This window comes from Bacteroides sp. D20 (assembly GCF_003436255.1).
GTDB classification, from domain to species: domain Bacteria; phylum Bacteroidota; class Bacteroidia; order Bacteroidales; family Bacteroidaceae; genus Bacteroides; species Bacteroides uniformis.
Genome location: NZ_QSOO01000002.1, coordinates 54,135 through 74,091, shown reverse-complemented (window position 1 = coordinate 74,091; position 19,957 = coordinate 54,135). Strand labels below are relative to the sequence as shown.

The window sequence follows — 19,957 nt, the reverse complement described above, 5'->3', positions numbered from 1 at the left end:
GCTAATGTGCCAATTGGCTGCGCTATATGTATATTGTGCTACCATGCCGCAGGTCATTGGCACATTAGCATATAGGCACATTAACACATTAAAATAATCCTTTTTGAACTGTGATTTATCGCCACACAATGCGACTAACAGTGCAAAAGCAATTCGAAAGAAGCTAAAAGATGGAAAATGCAGAACAAGAGTTTGTATCCGTGGTACGGGAGTATGAGCGCGTGATATATAAGGTGTGCTATCTGTACACCACGCCCAATGCTACCCTCAACGACCTGTATCAGGAAGTCGTGCTCAACTTATGGAAAGCATTTCCCAAGTTCCGGCGGGAGTGTAAGATTTCCACATGGATTTACCGCATCGCACTGAACACGTGTATCAGCTTTATCCGCAAAGAAAAGAACATCCCCGAAATCGTCACCCTCACCCAGGAAGCCGACCGGACTGAAGAAACCGACGAGACACAAGCCATGCTACGGCAACTCTACCGGATGATAAACCGGCTGGGACAATTGGAAAAATCCATCATCCTGCTCTATCTGGAAGAGAAAAGCTACGAAGAGATTGCCGAAATCACCGGGCTGACCCTGACTAATGTTGCCACCAAGCTCAGCCGCATCAAGGACAAATTGAAAAAAATGAATAAGGAGGAATAAATATATGGAACTGGATGAACTGAAGAAATCATGGAACGCACTGAATGAACAGTTGCAGAAAGAACCGATTGCTGACGAACAGCAGATTACCGAACTGATTGCCGGCTACAAGGCCAATACCCGCAAAAGTCTGGGACGACTCGTAGTCATACAGCGTTTCTCTATCGGAATGGGAGCGGTAGGTCTGGCAGCCCTTCTGCTTATATGGCTGTTGCTGCCCACCTTCGGCTTCAATGAGCAGCTGCAAGGCAAGATTGTCGCTTTACTGGGATTCATCGCTATAAGCATCCTCATAGGCATGTGGTGGGACTGGAAAACATACCGCTGGAACAAGGACACGCGTATTGATGAAATGGGGGTTGCCGAAGTCAGTCGCCGTATGACCACCTTCCGCCAATGGACCAGATATGAAGTGATGGGCATCTCCATTTGGATTATCCTTTTCAATATCCTCAACTATTGGGTGATGGAATATCATCTGGCACCAGCCAGCGTACAAGCCCTACTGATTACCCTTTTCGTAGTATTTGACGCGCTAATTATCTATATTCTCTACAAAAAAGTGATTTACAAACATCTGGACAATATTAAAAAGAACATTGAAGAATTGAAAGATATATGCACCGAGTAACTCTTGTTTTCATCCTTTTCCTTCTCATCCCCGACCTTTACATTTACTTGGTTTATGTAGTAAGAAAAACCAGAAAGGCAGTCCTTCACTGCCTTTATTGGCTTCCCACCTTGCTATTAGCGGCAGGCTATGTTTACTTCATGTTCCTTACGGGCGACAATGCGATGTCAAACCATACGCAGGCCATAGGCAGACTGGCAATTACCATCATGCTGTTTGTCTTTCCAAAAACCATATTCATGCTTTGCTCGCTGGTGGGAGTACTGGCGCACTTCATCATCCGTCGTTGTCCCCGCAGCCCGTTCACCGCTATAGGACTGGTTTTGGCTGTCGTCAGCTTCTTCAATATCCTTTACGGTACCCTGGCAGGCATCACCCGTTTCGATACAAAAGAAGTGGAATACCGTTCTGCAAATATTCCGGAAGGTTTCGACGGCTACCGCATCGTGCAAATATCGGACATACACATCGGCAGTTGGCAAGGCAATCCGGACCCCATCAAACAGCTGGTCGATTTAGTCAACGGACAAAAGCCGGACCTGATTGTCTTCACCGGTGACCTCGTGAACCAGCAGAGCCACGAACTGGATGGTTTCCAAGAAATACTCTCCCAACTATACGCACCGGACGGAGTATACTCCATCCTCGGCAACCATGACTATGGCTCATACTATCACTGGCAAAGCCCGAAAGCAGAAATCGCCAATCTGGACTATTTAATCCGGCAGCAGAAAGCAATGGGATGGAAACTGCTGAACAATGAGCATGACATCCTTCATCACAAAGGTGACAGCATAGCCCTCATCGGTGTGGAAAACGACGGGGAGCCTCCTTTCTCCCAATTTGCAGACTTGCCACAAGCCATGCAGGGCACGGAGGGAATGTTCCAAATATTGCTCAGCCATAACCCTACCCACTGGAGGCGCGAGGTACTGCCCCAATCGGATATTTCACTGATGCTTGCAGGACATACCCACGCCATGCAAGGCATCTTGTTCGGACACTCCCTTGCCGAACTTATCTATCCGGAATGGAGAGGAATGTACTACGAAGGCAAAAGGGCTTTGTACGTAAATATTGGCATCGGCTATGTGGGACTGCCGTTCCGGTTCGGGGCATGGCCGGAAATTACAGTACTAAAATTAGTAAGAGAGAAAGAGTGACGAAATAAGAAAAAGGTATATCTTTGTAGCAATAAAAAATCCGACACCTATGAAGATACTTTATATCACTTATCAGGTTTGCTTTGCGTTGCCTATTTTATTGGTACTGACTATCCTTACAGCATTGGTCACCATTATCGGTTCGCTGATAGGGGGGGCGCATACCTGGGGGTACTATCCCGGTAAAATCTGGTCACAGCTCATCTGCTATATACTGCTTATTCCGGTGGAGGTACATGGAAGGGAGAAAATACACAAACGTACTTCCTACGTGTTTGTGCCCAATCACCAAGGTGCCTTCGACATATTCCTGATATACGGATTCCTGGGACGGAACTTCAAATGGATGATGAAGAAGAGCCTGCGCAAAATCCCGTTTGTCGGCAAGGCATGCGAGAGCGCAGGACATATCTTCGTCGACCGTTCCAGCCCCAAGAAGGTGCTTGCCACCATGCGGCAGGCAGAATCATCTTTGAAAGACGGCGTGTCACTGGTAGTATTTCCCGAAGGGGCACGTACCTTCACGGGACACATGGGGTACTTCAAGAGAGGTGCTTTCCAGTTGGCAGATGAACTGCAACTGGAAGTGGTGCCCGTCACTATAGACGGCTCGTTCGAGATTCTTCCACGCACCGGAAAGTGGATACACCGTCACCGGATGATACTGACCATCCATGAACCTATTCCTCCCAAAGGGAAAGGGGCAGAAAACATCAAGGCAAGCATGAACGAGGCTTATGCGGCGGTGGAGAGTGCATTGCCGGAAAAGTATAAAGGGATGGTGAAGAACGAAGACCAGGACAGATAAAGACATAATGACAAACGGGAATGCCTGAATATCTTGATAGGATATTCAGGCATTCCCGTTTGTCATTATCAACTCATTCCTGTTTATTTCTGTCCTCCTACAGAAGCATTTTGCTTCATGCGCTTCTGCTCTTCAATCAGCTGCATGTTCTCCTTCGCCTTTGTAAGGAAATCCTTCACCAAAGTATTCTCTTTAAAAGACAAGGGAGCAGTCCTCATGATGTCCTCAATCTGCGGAGTCATCACCGGATAGGGCAGTGTGCTGCACATCATCATGAATACACTGGGGCCCAGCACATTCTCAAAGTTATCTACAATGAACTGCCGGACGTAGTCGTTCATCTCCTTCACAAGTGTTTCGCCTTCCTTTGCCAACTGCCCATGCACATCATCCAGATTGGCACCGTCCAGCACCATACGCGCCTCTTTCCGTTCCAGCTCCTCTATCTTCACTTCCAGGGAATTGCGCTTGTCTATGAACTCGTACAGTTTGTCATTCAAAGGAGTCCCTTTGGCAATCAACTGGGTATTGGAGATGGAAACCACGATTTTGCCGTCTTCCAGCACCAAAGGCATAATGCCCTCGTGGTCCATATAAAGAGTCACCATCATCACGGAATCGGCCCGGCCTTTCATCTTGAAATGCCCATGGATAACCTCTGCCGAGTCAACGTTCACCCATTGCCCGTCCCGAAGCGTCTTGAGGAACAACATCTTTCCGTCAAGGCTGGTTACCGAGGAACTGCCCTCTATCTTATACTTGCGGTTGCAAGAAGTAAAGAGCACAAGCAGGAGCAAAAAGGGTAAAATGCGGTTCACACTCATTCTAATCATGCAAGAAACGATTTTTGAATTACACCCAGCAAAGGTATTAATATTCCTTATAAACCGAATAGAAAGAAAGGATTTTTCATTCGGTTTACGTATTTTTGCACAATTATAAATCATAAAAATAGAGAAAATATACATGTCAACCTATGCACCTTTTGCCAAACCGCTCTATGTAATGCTGAAACCGGTAGGTGCGGTATGCAATCTGGCATGCGATTATTGCTATTATCTGGAGAAATCCAAACTATATAGAGACAACCCCAAGCATGTGATGAGCGAGGAACTGCTGGAAAAGTTCATCGAGGAGTACATCAACTCGCAGACCATGCCCCAGGTTCTGTTCACCTGGCATGGCGGAGAGACGCTGATGCGTCCGCTCTCTTTCTACAAACGTGCCATGGAGCTGCAAAAGAAATATGCCAACGGACGCACCATAGACAACTGCATACAGACCAACGGCACGTTGCTGACCGATGAATGGTGCCGGTTTTTCAAAGAAAACAACTGGCTGGTGGGTGTCTCCATAGACGGGCCTCAGGAGTTCCATGACGAATACCGGAAGAACAAGCAGGGCAAGCCCTCTTTCGTCAAGGTGATGCAGGGCATCAACCTGCTGAAAAAGCACGGTGTGGAATGGAACGGAATGGCAGTGGTCAATGACTACAACGCCGACTATCCGCTGGACTTCTATAATTTCTTCAAGGAGATAGGATGCCATTACATCCAGTTTGCCCCCATCGTGGAGCGCATTGCCCCTCATGGGGACGGACGCCATCTTGCCTCCCTGGCAGACAAGGAAAAGAGCACGCAGCTGGCAGACTTTTCCGTCACGCCGGAACAATGGGGAGACTTCCTATGCGCCTTGTTCGACGAATGGGTAAAGCAGGACGTGGGTACTTACTACATACAGTTATTCGACTCTACCCTTGCCAACTGGATAGGCGAACAACCGGGTGTATGTTCCATGGCAAAGACTTGCGGCCATGCAGGCGTCATGGAGTTCAACGGAGACGTATATGCGTGCGACCATTTTGTTTTCCCCGAATATAAACTGGGCAACATCCATCAGAATACACTGGTGGAGATGATGTACGGAGAACGGCAACAAGCCTTCGGACTGATGAAGCAACAATCTCTCCCCACCCAATGCAGGGAGTGCGAATGGCTGTTTGCCTGCAACGGCGAATGTCCAAAGAACCGTTTTGCACGTACAGCCGACGGAGAGCCGGGACTGAATTACCTTTGTGCAGGATATCATAAGTTCTTCAGTCACGCAGCCCCATACATGGACTTTATGAAGAACGAACTGATGAACCGGCGTCCGCCTGCAAACATTATGGAAGCAATAAGAAACAATGCCATAAAGCCATAAGCCCACAAGCGATGACAATGAAATTCAAAGACATTACTTAATAATTGATTATATGAAGATTACATTTAAGAAAGGTTTGCTTGCGGCCATTGCCGCACTGACAGTCTGCTCTGCGCGTGCAGACGAAGGAATGTGGTTGTTGCAACTGATGAAGCAGCAGAACTCCATCGACATGATGAAAAAGCAAGGACTGAAGCTGGAGGCTGACGACCTTTATAATCCCAACGGCGTGTCACTGAAAGATGCTGTAGGTATCTTTGGCGGTGGCTGTACCGGCGAAATCATCTCTCCGGAAGGACTGATTCTGACCAATCACCATTGCGGATACGGTGCCATACAGCAGCACAGCAGCGTGGAACACGATTATCTGACAGATGGTTTCTGGGCCATGAACCGCAGTGAAGAACTGCCCACCCCGGGATTGAAATTCCGTTTCGTGCACCGCATTGTAGACATCACCGACCTTGTCAACGCTAAAATAAAGGCAGGCGAAGTGACGGAAATCGATGCACTGACTTCCCCGTTCCTCAACAAACTGGCAAAAGAGGAACTGGAGAAGAGCGATTTGAAGGGTAAACCGGGCATTGAAGTGCGCGCACTCCCCTTCTATGCAGGAAACAAATTCTATATGTTCTATTATAAGGTATACAGCGACGTGCGTATGGTTGCCGCTCCTCCCTCCTCGGTAGGTAAGTTTGGTGGTGAGACCGACAACTGGATGTGGCCGCGCCACACGGGCGACTTCTCCATGTTCCGTATCTATGCCGATGCCAACGGAGAGCCGGCTGAATACAGTGAAAGCAACGTACCCCTGAAAACCCCGAAGTTCCTGCCCATCTCCATCAAAGGTCTGAACGAAGGTGACTACGCCATGATTATGGGCTTCCCCGGCAGCACAGAACGTTACCTCACCCAGAGCGAAGTGAAACAACGCATGAACGCCGTGAATCAGGCAATGATTGATATGCGCGGCGTACGCCTCGAAGTGCTGCGCAAGTATATGGATGCCAGTGACAAGACCCGCATCCAGTATGCCAGCAAGTTTGCCGGAAGCAGTAACTACTGGAAGAACTCCATCGGTATGAACAAGGCAATCATCGACAATGACGTGTTGGGCGCCAAAGCCGAAATCGAGAAAAAGTATGCCGCCTTTGCCCAAGGAAAACCCGAATACGAGGGTGTGGTAGAGAAAATTGATGCCATCATCGAGAAAAGCACCCCCACGCTGCGCCAGCTCTACTATACCAACGAAGCATTGCGCGGTGCTATCGAATTCGGCAGTACCTACCTTATCATGGATAACATAAAGAAAGCGCTCGAAGAGAAGAACGACTCATTGCTGCAAGCTTCGAAGAAGCAGTTGGAAAATGCATACGATGGTATCCACAATAAAGACTACGACCACGAAGTGGACCGCGCCGTAGCCAAAGCCATCCTGCCCGCCCTTGCCAAGGCACTGAACGCCGACGAGCTGCCCTCCTTCTACCAAACCATCAACGGAGAGTTCAAGGGCGACTACAACACATACGTAGACAACATTTACGACAACTCCATCCTCTCCAACCGCAAGAACCTGGATAAATTCCTGGCAAAGCCCACCGTGAAAGCCATCGAGAAAGACCCTGCTACGGCTTACTCGCGCTCCAAGAACGAAAAGCTGCAGGAACTCGGAAAGCAATACATGGAACTGGAAAGCGGAATGGAACTGCTCCACAAGGCCTACATCCGTGGCTTGGGTGAAATGAAACAGCCCGTCCCCTCCTATCCGGATGCCAACTTCACCATGCGTCTGACCTATGGTAATGTAAAATCATACAGCCCACGCGATGCCGTACACTACGACTACTATACCACTACCGACGGTATCCTTGAAAAAGAGAATCCCGAAGACCGTGAATTCGTGGTACCCGCCAAGCTGAAAGAACTGATTCAAAAGAAAGACTTCGGACGCTACGCCATGGCAGACGGCACCATGCCGGTTTGCTTCCTCACGACGAACGACATCACCGGCGGTAACTCCGGCAGCCCCGTCATCAATGGCGAAGGACAGCTCATCGGTACTGCTTTCGACGGCAACTGGGAATCTCTGAGCGGTGACATCAACTTCAACAATGACCTGCAGCGTTGCATTGCACTGGATATACGCTACGTGCTCTTCATCCTCGACAAACTGGGCAATTGCAGTCATCTGATAAAAGAAATGAACATTATAGAATAAATTAAAGCCTCTGAGAGATTACCTCCCATACTGAATGGCATTCAGTCGTATAGTGAATGCCATTCAGTCGTATACTTAACCCTATTCAGTCGTATACTGAATAGCCCCCCTCTCAGATGCTCTTCTAACGCACATCACCATGAAAAGAATCCTATTATCATTATTCATTACATCTTCTGTCCTTGCCGCACACGCCGACGAAGGTATGTGGATGCTCACCGACCTGCAAAAGCAGAACGAAGTAGCCATGACGGAACTCGGACTGCTCATCCCCACCAACCAAATCTACAATCCCGACGGCATTGCCCTGAAGGATGCCGTGGTGCATTTCGGCGGTGGCTGTACCGGCGAAGTCATCTCTGCCGAAGGCCTGGTACTGACCAACCACCACTGCGGCTATGGCGCCATACAGCAACACAGCTCGGTGGAACACGACTACCTGACCGACGGTTTCTGGGCTATGTCCCGCGAAGAGGAGCTTCCCTGCAAGGGACTCACCGTCACCTACATCGACCGGATACTGGACGTGACAGAGTACGTAAACGAACAACTGAAAACCGACGACGACCCGAACGGCACCAATTATCTGTCTCCCAAATACCTGAAGACAGTAGCCGACCGCTTCGCCAAGTCCGAAGGCATCGCCCTGACACCTGGCCGCAAACTGGAACTGAAAGCCTTCTACGGTGGAAACAGATACTATCTGTTCGTAAAGACCACCTATAGCGACATCCGCATGGTAGGCGCTCCCCCCTCCTCCATCGGCAAGTTCGGCGCAGACACCGACAACTGGATGTGGCCCCGCCACACGGGAGATTTCTCCATGTTCCGCATCTATGCCGACAAAGACGGGAAACCCGCCGCTTACAGCAAAGACAACGTTCCCCTGAAAGTGAAGAAACATCTCACCATCAGCCTTGACGGCTATCGCGAGGGCGACTTTACCTTCGTCATGGGATTCCCCGGACGCAACTGGCGCTACATGATTTCCGACGAGGTGGAAGAGCGTATGCAAACCACCAACTTCATGCGCCACCACGTGCGCGATGTCCGCCAGAAAGCTCTGATGAAACAAATGTTGCAAGACGATGCCGTACGCATCCACTATGCCAGCAAGTATGCATCTTCTGCCAACTACTGGAAAAATGCCATCGGTATGAACGAAGGTCTCGTCCGTCTGAAAGTATTGGACACTAAACGTGCACAGCAAGAGGCACTTCTGGCACGCGGACGCTCGCTGAACGACAATAGCTATCAGCAAGCATTCGACCAGATACGCGCCATCGTAAAGCAACGCCGTCCAGCCCTCTACCACCAGCAAGCCATTCAAGAAGCACTGGTGACGGGACTCGATTTCATGCGTATCCCCAGCACTGCAGGACTGGTATCTGCCTTGAAGAACAAGGACAAGAAACAGATTGCAGCAGCTAAAGACAGCCTTCAGAAGGCAGCCGACCGCTACTTTGCCTCTGTCCCCTTCCCCGAAGTGGAACGTATTGTTGGCAAGGAAATGCTGAAAATCTACATGAAGTATATCCCTGCCGAACAACGCATCGGTATTTTCCAAATCATAGACAAGCGTTTCAAGGGCAACAGCGACGCTTTCATCGACGCCTGCTTTGAACATTCCATCTTCGGCAACAAGGAGAACTTTGCCAAGTTCATCCGCAAGCCCAGCCTCTACAAGATTAATACAGACTGGATGGTCTTGCTGAAATATTCCATCACGGACGGCCTGCTTCAGACCTCCATTGCCATGATGGATGCCAATAAAAACTACAATGCCGCCCACAAGGTATGGGTAAAGGGCATGATGGACATGAAACTTGCCAATGGTCAGCCCATCTATCCGGATGCCAACTCCACCTTGCGCCTGACCTACGGTCAAGTGCTCCCCTACGCTCCGGCAGACGGTGTGAAATATGATTACTACACCACTCTGAAAGGAGCTATGGAGAAGGAAGATCCCGACAATTGGGAGTTTGTAGTCCCCGCCAAACTGAAACAGCTGTATCAGGCAAAGGATTTCGGACGTTATGCCATGCCGAACGGCGAAATGCCCATCTGCTTCATTGTCAACACAGACAATACCGGTGGAAACTCCGGCAGCCCAGTGTTCAATGCCAAAGGAGAACTGATAGGTACCGGCTTTGACCGCAATTACGAAGGTTTGACTGGCGACATTGCCTTCCGTCCGTCCTCCCAACGAGCAGCATGTGTAGACATCCGCTACACCTTGTTCATCATCGACAAATACGCGGGAGCTTCGCATCTCATTGAAGAGATGACGATTAAATAATGATTTAGCGAACAAATCCTCCTCCTATTTTGTTATCATTACAAATAAATAAAAACAGAAAGGAAAAAATTATGGAAAAGTTTGAAGAATTGATACAATCAGAAAAGCCCGTTTTAGTTGATTTCTTTGCAACCTGGTGTGGCCCGTGCAAGGCGATGCATCCGGTACTGGAAGAACTCAAAAACGAAATAGGAGATGCTGCCCGTATCGCCAAAATAGATGTAGACCAGCACGAAGAACTTGCTGCCCGCTACCGTATACAAGCAGTACCGACATTTATCGTATTTAAGAAAGGCGAAGCCGTATGGCGCCACTCGGGTGTCATCAGCGGTAAGGATTTGAAAGCCGTTATAGAACAAAACTCTTAACAAGAAGAAATGAAGAAGATTATAGCAATGGTTGCCCTCGTGTTTTCTTGCATGCTGGCCTATGCTCAAACAAACGGAGAAGTTATCGTCATGAACAAAGCCATGTTCATCAAGGATGTGTTCGACTATGAGAAATCCCAGGACTGGAAATACAAGGGAAACAAGCCTGCCATCATAGACTTATATGCCGACTGGTGCGGACCTTGCCGCATGGTGGCTCCCATTATGAAGGAACTGGCCAAAGAGTATGCCGATAAAATCGTTGTCTACAAAGTCAATGTGGATAAGGAAAAGGAACTGGCAGCGTTGTTCAATGCAACAAGCATCCCTCTTTTTGTATTCATCCCTATGAATGGAGAGCCTCAGCTCTTCCGCGGAGCAGCCGATAAGGCTACCTACAAAAAGGCGATTGACGACTTTTTACTGAAAACAGAATAGTTCATAATAGAAAGAAAAAACTCCTGACTACCTTTACAAAAAGGCAAGTCAGGAGTTTTTGTATCCTATTCACTCAAAACACGATAGGCATCTCTTTCCATTCTCCTCCGTGTAGTTCCATCACCGATTCATACCCAGCCTTCCTCAAGGCACGCAAGGCTTCGGGACGTCCGTTGCTTATCCGTTCCGGATAGTGTGAATCACTGTTTACCTGCACACGTACACCCAAATCATGCAGGTAGGAGAAGTACCGCTCATTGGGGTAAAAAGTACCCAGGTCATGATAGGCTTTGGTATTGACCTCTACCTGATAGCCACGACGGGCAATATCTGCGAAATACGCCCTAACCAGCTCATCATACCAAGGCTCGTCCAGCAATCCCGGGCGATAGCATGCCGCATTGTAGTGCATCTTATCGGCATGGCCCACAATATCGAAACCACCCAGCTCGAGCATCCTCGTCAACCTACCATAATAGAGACGGACCACATGCTCCAAATCACTGCAGAAATGTCCGTCTACAATGGTCTTAAAGGTATCCGCAGATACATCTACATCCACCACTTCCCCTTTGTCATTGTAGAGAAGATGTACAGAACCAATACGGTAGTCCAACGGCAACTCCCTGAAACGGGCGATGGACGGATTACTCGCTTCATTCAGATAATCAATCTCCAGACCGATATACAGTTCGATACGTCCGGCATACTTCTCCTTCAGACGATGGAATTCAGATAGATAGTCGTCCATGATATCCCACTCCATAGTCCATGCCGTAGAAAAAGGCAATGGAGCATGCGATGAAAAGCCATAAGATGTAAAACCTTCACTCAATGCAAAACGCACAAAGTCCTCCATGCCGGCACGCCCGTCACAATAAAGGCTATGGCTATGATAATTCGTCAGATTTCCCACTTTCTCAGTTCTAATTTTTAATTCTTAATTTTCAATTTCGAACTTCAGTTCGATTCTATCTCACTCAGCTCCAGCCAGCGCAATGTTTTTTCGTCAATCAAGTCCGACAATTCCGGCAAACGTTTCGACTTCTCCGTCAGTTCGTCCACAGACAAAGTACCGCTGCACAAAGCCTCTTCAATTGCATTCTTTTCGGTTTCCAGGTCAGCTATCTCCTGCTCCAATTGTTCAAACTCGCGTTTTTCCTTAAAAGACATGCGCCGCTTTTCGTTCAGACGCACCTTCGCCGTCTTGTCCTCCTGAGCCTTGGCGGCTTCTTTCTCTTTCTCCTTTTCTTGATGGACTTTCGCATCTTTCCAGTCGCGATATTGTGTATAGTTGCCGGGAAAGTCGCGGATGTCCCCTTGTCCGTTGAACACTAACAGATGGTCTACCACTTTGTCCATGAAATAACGGTCGTGGCTCACCACAATCACGCATCCTTTGAAATTCTGCAAATACTCTTCCAGCACATTCAGCGTCACAATATCGAGGTCATTGGTCGGCTCATCCAGCACCAGGAAGTTGGGATTGCGCATCAGGACCGTACACAGATAGAGGCGGCGGCGTTCTCCCCCACTCAGCTTGTAGACATAGCTGTGCTGTGTCTCGGGAGTAAACAGGAAATGTTGCAGGAATTGCGATGCCGTCAGCTTCTTGCCGTTGCCCAGTTCTATGACTTCGGCAATGTCCTGCACTACATCAATCACTTTCATCTGCTCGTCAAACTGCAAGCCGTCCTGCGAGTAGTAACCGAAGCGGACCGTCTCGCCAATGTCCAGCGTACCGCTGTCTGCCTGCTCCAACCCCATCAGTATCTTGATGAAGGTCGACTTGCCCGTACCGTTATTCCCTACGATACCCATCTTTTCGTAACGGGAGAAGATGTAGGAGAAATCATCCAGAATCTTCAAGTCACCAAAGGATTTGTACAGATGGTCTGCCTCGAATATCTTACTGCCTATATAAGAAGCCTTAACGTCCAGCTTTACATTGTCGTTGTTGAAACGCTGCTTAGCCACCTTCTCCAACTCGTAAAAGGCATCCTCCCGATAGCGTGCCTTGTGCCCGCGGGCTTGCGGCATGCGGCGCATCCATTCCAGCTCTGTGCGGTAGAGGTTATTGGCACGTTCTATCTCCACAGTCTTGGCCTCGATACGCTCTTGGCGCTTCTCCAGATAATAACTGTAATTGCCTTTATACTGATAAATCTGCCGGTTGTCTATCTCTACGATTTCGGAGCATACCCGGTCGAGGAAATAACGGTCGTGCGTCACCATCAGCAAGCTGAGGTTGTTCCGGCGGAGATATTCCTCCAGCCACTCCGTCATATCGAGGTCGAGGTGGTTGGTAGGCTCGTCCAGTATCAGCAAATCGGGTTCAGTGATAAGGGTATTGGCAAGTGCCACACGCTTCAACTGCCCGCCGGACAGATGTTTTACGTGCTGACTGAAATCACGTATTTTAAGTTGAGACAGAATCTGTTTCGCCTTCTGCTCGTACTCCCAAGCTTTTTCATGGTCCATACGCACCAGAATTTCGTCCAAGCCGGGATGCCCCTCCGTTTCCATGCAACGTTCATATTCCTTGATTAACTCGACAGTACTGTTGCCATGATGGAAGCACGCTTCGAGCACGGTCAGCTCTTCGGGATATTGCGGGTCTTGTTCCAGATAACCCACACGCAAATCACGACGGAAGGAAATGGTGCCATTGTCATACCCTTCCTTGCCGGAAAGGATATTGAGCAATGTCGTCTTGCCACTGCCGTTCTTGGCTATCAACCCGACACGCTGTCCCTCGGACAAGCCCAAAGAAATATTTTCGAATAGTACCAAGTCACCGAACGACTTGGTCAAGTTTTCCACCTGAAGAATTGAATTTACTGCTGCCAATGCTTTAATAGTTGAAAAATGAAAATTGAAAGTTGAAAATCACAGTACCGAGATGACCGGACCTTAGAACAAGGAGCTGTATATCTCCAGCAGATTCACTTTACCTCCTGCCTTTACTTTGCTCCAAACCAGCTTCATGGGGTCTATCCATTCACCGGTAGACGTGTTCAGCAATATGGGCGCTTCCCGGTTTCCGTCCACCAAGGTACGCCATTCCATACCGTCCACTTCATTGGCGAAAATAACACAAAGCACAATGCCAAAAGCCAGCCACGCATCTTTCTTTTTAGGGCTGATGTTGCTTTCTTCCATCATCTGCTGCATCTTGGCAATGTCTTCCTCGGCTCCCTGGAAATCCTTCTTCAACAATTCCTTTATAGTAGTATCCACCCACTCGTATGCTTCATTAATCTGGTAGATTTCCGAAAGGCGCACCGGAATTATCTCCGCTGGATACTTCACTCCATCCTTCCGCGTTTCCAGCGAAGCGATAATCTTCTCCGCTTCTGCAACTGGCTCTCCTTTCTTCACCGTAAACGAACATTCAAAGGCAACTTCATCCGCGCCCGTTATCCATAAATGGGAAGTATAGTACGCACCTTCTTCCTCGAACATTTCCTTACTATATGCACATTCCATCCGGCCTATCCTAACCGGAATGGCAGAGGAGTTTTCCCGTAACTCTTGCTTCACGGAGTCCTTGCCATATGTAGCATTCCCTTTGAAAGCCGAAATGCGAAAATTACCGGTCCACTCATTGGGGTTATAAAAAAGGAAAGAGCCTTCCCCGTCCTCGAATTCATTCCAGTCTGCCGGATAAGTCATGGAGAACCATGCCCCCGGAGAGATAAATTTCTTGCTTTGTTCCATATATAGACTAATCTTTGCAAAGACAGTTCCTACCATCTCAGCTATTTCTCGCAAAGATAGTACAAACCGAATGCAAAATAAAATGAACTTGTCCATTTTTTATGCTGAGGTGCAGCCTATCTTCGGTTTTAGGGCAAAAGTAACATATTACCGCCGTTGATATGCAAACAAACGAAACAAAAAAACAGCCGATTCTCACGAACCGGCTGTTCCAATCATCATCTATGAATGAAGACCATTAGAGCCTTCAATATCTTAACTATATCTTAAAATCCACATTTTGGGCGTAAAGATAATGAATTTGTATCACAAAATAAAATGCAATGAAAAATTAGTTTTGGGCACTGTCCCACCATACGGGTAAAGTCCATACGTCCTCGGCAGCATTCCAAAGTGCAATTGAAGTATCAGCTCCCGGAACAGTGGCACCGATAGCTTGCAGATTGGCCGTATTGTAGTTGAGCTCATGACTGCATTGCTGCCAACGACGGAACTGTTTACCCTGCGGAATATTCTTTTGGGCAGTAGCATCAACGCCATAGCGTGCAGGAATACCCCAGCCTAAGAAAAGCTCCGGATTAAAATCGTAGCGACGCATATCGTTCCAAATTTCCATGGAAAAATGCAATGCCAAACGCTTTTGAGTAAGAATCTTGCCCAAAGTAATATTCTCTTCAGTGCCGATACCATTGTTCAAATAGTTGTCAATGTCGGTTTGCGTCATAGGAGAGAATGAAGGACATGCTTCCAAATTGGCATCTTCACGGCACCACACTTTCAATTTATCGTTCATACCGTCGATACTGGCTGCAATACCTTTCTTATAAGCATTAAAAGCCGCTCCTTTATTACCTTGGTTAAAGAGTACTTCAGCACGTATGAAACAAGCTTCGGCATAGGTTCCAATATAGGTGGGAGAAGACACGCGAGTATAGAAAGTTCCCGATTCGCGAGAGGCATCAGTACCATCGCGACGATAAAGTAAATCAGGACGTCCTTGATAAGCTTTACACTGACTGGTACACTCTACATAAATAGTGTCCCCCTTACGGGTAGAAGATTCACTGTCAATCCACCAACCTTTGGCTGCCGAGAAGTTCGAGCGCAACGGTCCGCCGGTAAGGCTGGGACTATCATTGCCAATCATGTCTACACCCATAGAACGACGCCAACCGTTTTTGAACTTCACCTCTGCGGGTGAATTACTTGATTGCTTCGAATATGCCCAAGGTAAAATCTTATCGGCACGCGGATCTTCTATTCCACTTCCGGCAAAATTTGTCAGATTATCGTAAAGCATCTTGGTAGGCATATAGCCGGCATTCATGCCACATACAGAAAAGAGCGGTGAATAATCAACCGGTTCGTCCCATCCCAATACATCATGCGAATTATTGGCATCAATATGATTGAATACGGTATTGTCGGCATTGCTTTGCTGAGCCTTGTCAAGACAAGCCAAGATTTCTGCGGCATCGTATTTCCCTTCAAGATAACTGCCTTCACCCTTTTTAATAAGCTTGTTAATGTAACGTGCTTTAAGTAAATATGCCAATTTAAGCCACTTGTCTACACTACCACCATTCCAAATATCGCCTACAGCCAACGAAGCTGTCGCAGACCCTTGCTCTTTTTGGAACATCTCGATAGCGGTGTCAAGATCGGCCAAACAGCCCAAATAGATTGTTTTTCCGTCATTATAGGTAGGAGTAACACCGGCTTCAGCCTCACTCGACTTGTAAGGCATTTCTCCATAAAGGTCTGTCATAAGCATAAAACCATAGGCACGAATTACGCGAGCTGCACCCACATAATGCCAAGCCTCGGCTGCCGTAGCCTTGTCAATCAAAAATGGAATATTTACAGCAGCTCCACAGAACCACCATTGGTAGGGAGTGGTAACGGCACCGGTCTGAGGACTCCAATAAGACATGCTCCAATAAGTACCGCCGTCATAATAGCGTGTCCAATCGCCCATAGACATACTGGAACGCCAAGCAGCAAACTGAGTGGCACTGTTGGTATAAAATTCAATATGTGCCAATCGTGAATCATAGGTCGCATTTCCGGCTGTGGGATTTTCGGGATCGACATTTACATCGAGCCAGTCACTACACCCCGAGAACAAAGTCATAAGGGCACCCACACTACATAATATCATAGATTTGAATAATTTCATATTGCTTCTGTTTTTTAAGAGTTAGAAAGTAAGATTCAAGCCAAACGACATGGTAGAAGTGGCAGGTACACCGCAGTAGTCAAATCCTACTGATGATGAGCCACCTACACCCGCACCGGCGGCAGCCACTTCAGGATCACCGTCGTAATTGGTGATGAGCAATAGATTGGTAGCAGCTACCGATACCGAAGCACGCTTTACAAATCCAATCTTGGAAAGCCACGTTTTAGGAAACTCATAGCTCAATGAAACAGAACGCAAACGCAAAGAGTTGACATCGGTAATATAGTTGGCTGACTCCTTAGAATAATAGTTCTGATAGTAATCCTTAATGATGTTGTAGCCACTCATTTGTACTCCATTAAAAGTATAGGTTTTATCGGCTTCCCAAGTATTGGTCACTGGGTCACCATTGGCATTGACACCCGTTACAGTGAGAGAACGATTGCGTACATCGGCAGAGAACTGGCTCACACCGCTGTTATCCATAGCATATTGAGTACCGTTGACCACATCGCCACCTACACGGAATTCCCATAGCATATTGAAAGTAAAATTCTTCCAAGTAAGGGTGTTGTTCAATCCACCGGTAAACGATGACTCACGATTACCTACTGCTACAAGGGTTTTGTCATAAGTAGGCATACCGTTTTTGTCGAGTATCACCTCACCGGCGTCATTACGTTTCCATTTGGTACCGGCAATACCCATAAAATCTCCACCGCTGAACGAGGCTGCCTGCATACCGGCATATTGCACATCGGTAACATACATCACGCCCATACCTTCGGGAAGCCCGTCCAAAGTACCACGATTACCTGCCATGTTCAAGCCAATGTCCCATGTCCAGTCCTTAGTCTGTATGGGAGTTCCCGAAATAGAGAGTTCCATACCTTTGTTATACACATTGCCCGCATTGATACTCCAAAAGATGTAACCGGTAGATTGCGGACCGCGAGGAGCAAGAATCTGATTATATGAATCGTTGGTATAGTAAGCATAGTCTATGTGCAGGCGGTTTTTGAAGAAACTCAATTCCACGCCTATTTCGGTAGACTTGGTCATTTCCGGTTTCAGTTTGTCATTACCGCGTGTCCAAGTATTTCCCACACCTACCGTACCGTCAAGATAGGTACCCGTAGGCCATAAGGCAGTTTCCAATTCGTACACACCGGTATCTTTACCTACCTTGGCCCACGATGCACGCAATTTACCAAAGTTGAGCACACTGTCATCCAGCCAACCGAGTCGCTGCAAGGCTTCAGTAAATACGAATGAACCGCTTACCGAAGGATAGAAGTACGAACGGTTTTCAAGAGGAAGAGTAGAAGTCCAGTCATTACGACCGCTCACAGTGAGATAGAGCATATTTTTCCATGATGCACGGAATTCTCCAAAAGCTCCTACCAAACGTTTCTTAGTAGCTGCATGTGTGAATTGCTTATTGTCTTTACTGGCATTGGCGTATGAGAAGAAATCAGGAACGGAAAAGTTCCAAGCCATCATCGAGCTACGGTCTGTCTTGGTTTCGTCCATTGTGGCACCCAACAAAAGATTCAAATCGAAATCACCGAACTTATGGCTCATGTTCGACATAAAGTCATGGCTCATATAGCGGAACTGCTGGGTGTTGTCACTCATCATACCTTTTTGCCACACTTGTTTAAGCACGCCATTGGCAGCCAAACGGTTGGAAGCAGTTTGGGTATAACGGTCAATACCTATTTTATAAGAAACAAACCACCATTTGGCAATATCGGCTTTTATACTGAGCATCCCATTGAAACGGTCGATGTCGTCATACATGTGGTTACGATTGACAATCCAATAGGGGTTGTCGCGTTCGTCCCATGGATCAAGACGATCGCCAAACAAACGATAACGGGTACCATCCTCGTTCTGATAGTGGGTCATTCGGTCGAAAGGAGACCAGTTGTACACACCATAAAGAGCACCATTACCACTCGAATTATAAAGCCCGGCACCCGTCAAAGTACGGTCTGTATGAGCATCGCTATAAGCGGCACTGGCGTTAAAGGTAAAAATCCCCACCTTCTGCTCACCATTGAAACGGAAAGCATATTTCTTGTATCCTGTTTCGGGTACAACACCTACTTGATCATAGTAAGACCCTGAAAGATAGAATTTACTGTTCTTGGTACCCCCGGCTACGCTGGCACTTTCATCGAAAATGTTTCCGCCTTGAAAGAAATCACCTATGTTATCATAAGTAGCTGCGTTCGACTTCTCTCCCCACGAAGTATAAGCAAAGTCATTAAACACAGTACCAGTATAGTTCTTCTTTGAATCATATTGGTCTTCCATATATCCACGGGCATATTGGCGTTGCGTTTGCGGCAGGCTCTTTACCCATGAAGCAGTAAACTTAGAATTGATATTCACTTCAACCACGCCCTCTTTACCTTTCTTGGTAGTGATAAGAATAACTCCGTTGGCTGCACGTGAACCGTATAAAGCGGCAGCTGCAGGGCCTTTGAGCACCGACATACTTTCTATATCTTCGGGGTTTATATCCATCAAACGATTGGAAGTAGTAGAGGCAGAACGCATGGAACCATCGAAAGCCGAATTGCCCACCACTGATGAAGAGTTATCAAAAATAACACCATCCACCACAAAGAGCGGCTGATTGTCTTTGCCTTCAGCACCCGACGTTCCTCCACGCAATATAATCTGAGCGCCCGCACCAGCAGCACCGGATGACTGAGTAACATTCACACCGGCCACTTTCCCCGAAAGGGATGAAATAGGATTGGCAGTTTTCATCTTCATCAATTCATCCGACTTCACATCCTCCATTGAATATCCCAAAGCCTTGCGCTCTTTCTTGATACCCATTGCCGTCACAACCACTTCGTCCAGCGCTTGCGAGTCATCTTGCAAACTCACAGTATAAGTAGTGGCGTTCGTCACCTTCAATGTCACTGTTTTGTAGCCAATGAAAGATACCTCCAATGTGCTACCCACCGGCGCCTCTACAGAAAAATTTCCATCAATATCCGTCACAGCGCCGGTACCAGAACCTTTTACTAACACGCTGGCGCCGATGATGGGTTCGCCTGCCGCATCTAAAACTTTACCTGTGATTTTCTTGGCTTGCTGAGTACTTTGGGAACTTAGCACACTTTCAACAGCTGCATTAGCAGCAAAAGGTGCAGACACCCCAAACAATGCAAGCAACACTAATGATAAGCAATAATTTCTTTTCATAAGCTCTATTATTTGGATTTGTTTGCAAACATATGAATTAATTT

Annotated in this window: 15 protein-coding genes; 9 read left to right on the top strand and 6 right to left on the bottom strand. The window is 47.5% G+C overall.

Annotated features, from left to right (window positions below; genetic code table 11):
- The first annotated feature begins 170 nt into the window (after positions 1–170).
- Genes DXD78_RS02115 through DXD78_RS02100 form a run of 4 tightly spaced genes read left to right on the top strand, consistent with a single transcriptional unit; the run spans position 171 to position 3,258 of the window.
- The gene (locus tag DXD78_RS02115) at positions 171–656 is read left to right on the top strand and encodes an RNA polymerase sigma factor (protein ID WP_005826701.1); all 486 of its coding nucleotides are present in this window, start codon (positions 171–173) and stop codon (positions 654–656) included.
- Between the two features lie 4 nt (positions 657–660).
- Positions 661–1,287 carry a hypothetical protein gene (locus DXD78_RS02110; RefSeq protein ID WP_005826703.1) on the top strand — a complete coding sequence of 209 codons (627 nt, stop codon included), beginning with the start codon at positions 661–663 and terminating at the stop codon, positions 1,285–1,287.
- Positions 1,275–2,450 carry a metallophosphoesterase gene (locus DXD78_RS02105; RefSeq protein ID WP_009036805.1) on the top strand — a complete coding sequence of 392 codons (1,176 nt, stop codon included), beginning with the start codon at positions 1,275–1,277 and terminating at the stop codon, positions 2,448–2,450. The genes DXD78_RS02110 and DXD78_RS02105 overlap by 13 nt, the downstream gene beginning before the upstream one ends.
- A 49-nt stretch (positions 2,451–2,499) precedes the next feature.
- Positions 2,500–3,258 carry a 1-acyl-sn-glycerol-3-phosphate acyltransferase gene (locus tag DXD78_RS02100; RefSeq protein WP_009036804.1) on the top strand — a complete coding sequence of 253 codons (759 nt, stop codon included), beginning with the start codon at positions 2,500–2,502 and terminating at the stop codon, positions 3,256–3,258.
- 83 nt (positions 3,259–3,341) lie between these two features.
- Here DXD78_RS02100 and DXD78_RS02095 read toward each other — a convergent pair whose 3' ends face one another.
- Positions 3,342–4,091 carry a DUF4369 domain-containing protein gene (locus tag DXD78_RS02095; protein ID WP_005836000.1) on the bottom strand — a complete coding sequence of 250 codons (750 nt, stop codon included), beginning with the start codon at positions 4,089–4,091 and terminating at the stop codon, positions 3,342–3,344.
- Positions 4,092–4,224: 133 nt separating this feature from the next.
- On the opposite strand from DXD78_RS02095, the gene DXD78_RS02090 reads away from it, so the two are divergent.
- The 5 genes from DXD78_RS02090 (at position 4,225) to DXD78_RS02070 (ending at position 10,783) form a co-directional block, all read left to right on the top strand.
- The gene (locus DXD78_RS02090) at positions 4,225–5,460 is read left to right on the top strand and encodes an anaerobic sulfatase-maturation protein (RefSeq protein WP_005826708.1); all 1,236 of its coding nucleotides are present in this window, start codon (positions 4,225–4,227) and stop codon (positions 5,458–5,460) included.
- Between the two features lie 52 nt (positions 5,461–5,512).
- Positions 5,513–7,678 (top strand): S46 family peptidase, encoded by a 2,166-nt coding sequence (locus tag DXD78_RS02085; protein WP_005826709.1) that lies wholly within the window; start codon positions 5,513–5,515, stop codon positions 7,676–7,678.
- 139 nt (positions 7,679–7,817) lie between these two features.
- A complete protein-coding gene (locus tag DXD78_RS02080; protein WP_009036803.1) occupies positions 7,818–9,977 on the top strand; it encodes a S46 family peptidase in 2,160 nt (719 codons plus the stop codon).
- A 71-nt stretch (positions 9,978–10,048) separates the two neighbouring features.
- A complete protein-coding gene (gene trxA, locus DXD78_RS02075; RefSeq protein ID WP_005826711.1) occupies positions 10,049–10,345 on the top strand; it encodes a thioredoxin in 297 nt (98 codons plus the stop codon).
- Between the two features lie 9 nt (positions 10,346–10,354).
- Entirely contained in the window at positions 10,355–10,783 is a 429-nt protein-coding gene (locus DXD78_RS02070) for a co-chaperone YbbN (protein ID WP_005826712.1), read from the top strand.
- 73 nt (positions 10,784–10,856) lie between these two features.
- Here DXD78_RS02070 and DXD78_RS02065 read toward each other — a convergent pair whose 3' ends face one another.
- The 5 genes from DXD78_RS02065 to DXD78_RS02045 form a co-directional block, all read right to left on the bottom strand.
- Positions 10,857–11,699 (bottom strand): histidinol-phosphatase, encoded by an 843-nt coding sequence (locus DXD78_RS02065; RefSeq protein ID WP_009036801.1) that lies wholly within the window; start codon positions 11,697–11,699, stop codon positions 10,857–10,859.
- 44 nt (positions 11,700–11,743) lie between these two features.
- Complete coding sequence (locus DXD78_RS02060; protein ID WP_005826716.1) at positions 11,744–13,633, bottom strand: ABC-F family ATP-binding cassette domain-containing protein; 1,890 nt, start codon at positions 13,631–13,633, stop codon at positions 11,744–11,746.
- 63 nt (positions 13,634–13,696) lie between these two features.
- Positions 13,697–14,503 carry a DUF3805 domain-containing protein gene (locus DXD78_RS02055; protein ID WP_034528663.1) on the bottom strand — a complete coding sequence of 269 codons (807 nt, stop codon included), beginning with the start codon at positions 14,501–14,503 and terminating at the stop codon, positions 13,697–13,699.
- Between the two features lie 331 nt (positions 14,504–14,834).
- Positions 14,835–16,682, bottom strand: a complete 1,848-nt coding sequence (locus tag DXD78_RS02050) for a SusD/RagB family nutrient-binding outer membrane lipoprotein (protein WP_005826719.1) — start codon at positions 16,680–16,682, stop codon at positions 14,835–14,837.
- A 21-nt stretch (positions 16,683–16,703) separates the two neighbouring features.
- Positions 16,704–19,913, bottom strand: a complete 3,210-nt coding sequence (locus DXD78_RS02045) for a SusC/RagA family TonB-linked outer membrane protein (protein WP_005826721.1) — start codon at positions 19,911–19,913, stop codon at positions 16,704–16,706.
- Positions 19,914–19,957 lie beyond the last annotated feature (44 nt).

Excerpts from the sequence above, each read along its gene's own strand:
- DXD78_RS02115 (WP_005826701.1), top strand. The coding sequence starts at position 171 with ATGGAAAATGCAGAACAAGAGTTTGTATCCGTGGTACGGGAGTATGAG.
- DXD78_RS02110 (WP_005826703.1), top strand. The coding sequence starts at position 661 with ATGGAACTGGATGAACTGAAGAAATCATGGAACGCACTGAATGAACAG.
- DXD78_RS02105 (WP_009036805.1), top strand. The coding sequence starts at position 1,275 with ATGCACCGAGTAACTCTTGTTTTCATCCTTTTCCTTCTCATCCCCGAC.
- DXD78_RS02100 (WP_009036804.1), top strand. The coding sequence starts at position 2,500 with ATGAAGATACTTTATATCACTTATCAGGTTTGCTTTGCGTTGCCTATT.
- DXD78_RS02095 (WP_005836000.1), bottom strand. The coding sequence starts at position 4,091 with ATGATTAGAATGAGTGTGAACCGCATTTTACCCTTTTTGCTCCTGCTT.
- DXD78_RS02090 (WP_005826708.1), top strand. The coding sequence starts at position 4,225 with ATGTCAACCTATGCACCTTTTGCCAAACCGCTCTATGTAATGCTGAAA.
- DXD78_RS02085 (WP_005826709.1), top strand. The coding sequence starts at position 5,513 with ATGAAGATTACATTTAAGAAAGGTTTGCTTGCGGCCATTGCCGCACTG.
- DXD78_RS02080 (WP_009036803.1), top strand. The coding sequence starts at position 7,818 with ATGAAAAGAATCCTATTATCATTATTCATTACATCTTCTGTCCTTGCC.
- trxA (WP_005826711.1), top strand. The coding sequence starts at position 10,049 with ATGGAAAAGTTTGAAGAATTGATACAATCAGAAAAGCCCGTTTTAGTT.
- DXD78_RS02070 (WP_005826712.1), top strand. The coding sequence starts at position 10,355 with ATGAAGAAGATTATAGCAATGGTTGCCCTCGTGTTTTCTTGCATGCTG.
- DXD78_RS02055 (WP_034528663.1), bottom strand. The coding sequence starts at position 14,503 with ATGGAACAAAGCAAGAAATTTATCTCTCCGGGGGCATGGTTCTCCATG.
- DXD78_RS02050 (WP_005826719.1), bottom strand. The coding sequence starts at position 16,682 with ATGAAATTATTCAAATCTATGATATTATGTAGTGTGGGTGCCCTTATG.
- DXD78_RS02045 (WP_005826721.1), bottom strand. The coding sequence starts at position 19,913 with ATGAAAAGAAATTATTGCTTATCATTAGTGTTGCTTGCATTGTTTGGG.